Genomic DNA, 1,682 nt, shown 5'->3' with positions numbered 1-1,682 from the left:
TCAAGGCTCGAGCCACCAACGCTGAAGCTGGCGACAGGGCCGAGGGCCTTTGCAACCTGGCGGCAGTCGCGGACTTGTGCAGTCTTGCGGTCCAGCACGGAGGTGCAGGTGTCGCCTGCGCAGCTCCAAGCAGCGCCCAATACGATCACGCTGTCAGAGGCTTCAGCAACTGGGGTTTTCAGTTTCACAACAACATTGTTGTAAGCAGCCAGGGCTGCGGTGGCGGTCAAAGCAAAAGCAAATCCGGCGACAAGTGTCTTGAAGCGCATGGGGAGGCTCCTTAAAAAAAGGTTTCAGAATAACGGGCTTTTTGTCCTCGTTGACCCTTCCGTAAAGACTCTTGCGAACGGTTGCAAGAGAAAAATGAACATACTGTATTTTATTCAGCAGTCACAATTTTGTCAGAGTTCGTTACCGTCCGTGTGCTGCTGCCCATAAATCAGTTGCAACGCTTAGCCCTATCGATAAGGTCAAGCGCAGAGCCCGTAGACGGCCATAGCGCAGGGGAGAGCGGCACATGGATTTCACCATACCTAAGGAAATCGCGGATTATCTGATTGAGTTGGATGCGTTTATCGCGCGCGAGATCAAGCCGTTAGAAGAAGCAGACGATAATATGCGCTTCTTTGACCATCGTCGCGAATGGGCACGCACCGATTTTGAGAATCAGGGTTTGCCGCGCCACGAATGGGAGGCTTTGTTGGGCCAAGCCCGCCGGCGCGCCGATGCAGCTGGTCACTACCGCTTTGCGCTGCCAGCTGAATTCGGCGGCAAAGACGGCAGCAATCTCGCCATGGCCATCATCCGTGAGCATTTGGCCAAAAAGGGCTTGGGCCTGCATAATGACCTGCAGAACGAGCATTCCATCGTTGGCAATATGCCAGGTGCCTTGATGCTACGCGACTTTGGTACGCCTGAGCAGAAGGAGACGCTTCTGCCCAAAAGTCTGCGCGGTGAGTTCATCGCGACCTTTGGCTTGACCGAGCCTAATCATGGTTCCGATGCCACGCACATGGAGAGCACAGGCGTGCGCCAAACCCGCGACGGCGTGGACGGCTGGCTTTTGAATGGTGAAAAAATGTGGATCACCGGCATGCATGTCGCCACCCATTGCATGTTCTTTGCCCGGACGAGTGGAAAAGCGGGCGAAGCGCGCGGCATCTCGTGCTTCTTTGTGCCCGCGGACGACCCCGGCGTGAAGATTGAAGAATATCTGTGGACCTTCAATATGCCGACCGATCATCCCCGCGTGAGTTTCAAAGACGTGTGGGTGCCCGATAGCGCGCTGTTCGGCCCGCCTGAATTTGGCTTGGCCTTGGCCCAGCACTTTGTGCATGAAAACCGTATCCGCCAAGCTGCATCTTCCCTAGGCGCAGCAGTCTATTGTATTGAGGAAAGCGTGGCCTATGCCCGCGAGCGCAAACCGTTTGGCGAGGCTTTAGCCAAGAACCAAGCCATTCAATGGCCCTTGGTGGAGCTTGCAACCCAAGCCGAAATGCTGCGCCTTCTCATCTATAAGACCGCTTGGGAAATGGATCAGATGACCAAGCCCGAAGTCGAAAAGCGCCTGTCCGACAAAGTGTCCATGTGTAACTTCTGGGCCAATCGTCTGTGCTGCGAGGCCGCCGATCAAGCCATGCAAGTCCATGGTGGCATTGGCTATTCGCGTCATAAGCCGTTTG

At 55.4% G+C, this 1,682-nt stretch carries 2 protein-coding genes; one reads left to right on the top strand and one right to left on the bottom strand.

The window, feature by feature from the left end; genetic code table 11:
- Positions 1–269: CC_3452 family protein (locus ACOVRA_RS10060; RefSeq protein ID WP_421720181.1), on the bottom strand; the 269-nt coding region annotated here is incomplete at its 3' end.
- A gap of 248 nt (positions 270–517) precedes the next feature.
- Between ACOVRA_RS10060 and ACOVRA_RS10055 the strand changes: the two genes are divergently transcribed.
- On the top strand, positions 518–1,682 hold a 1,165-nt coding region (locus tag ACOVRA_RS10055), incomplete at its 3' end, for an acyl-CoA dehydrogenase family protein (RefSeq protein ID WP_421720180.1).

It is taken from the genome of Aquidulcibacter sp. (genome assembly GCF_049239865.1).
Taxonomy (GTDB): Bacteria; Pseudomonadota; Alphaproteobacteria; order Caulobacterales; family Aquidulcibacteraceae; genus Aquidulcibacter.
This window is presented reverse-complemented; position numbering and strand designations above follow the sequence as displayed.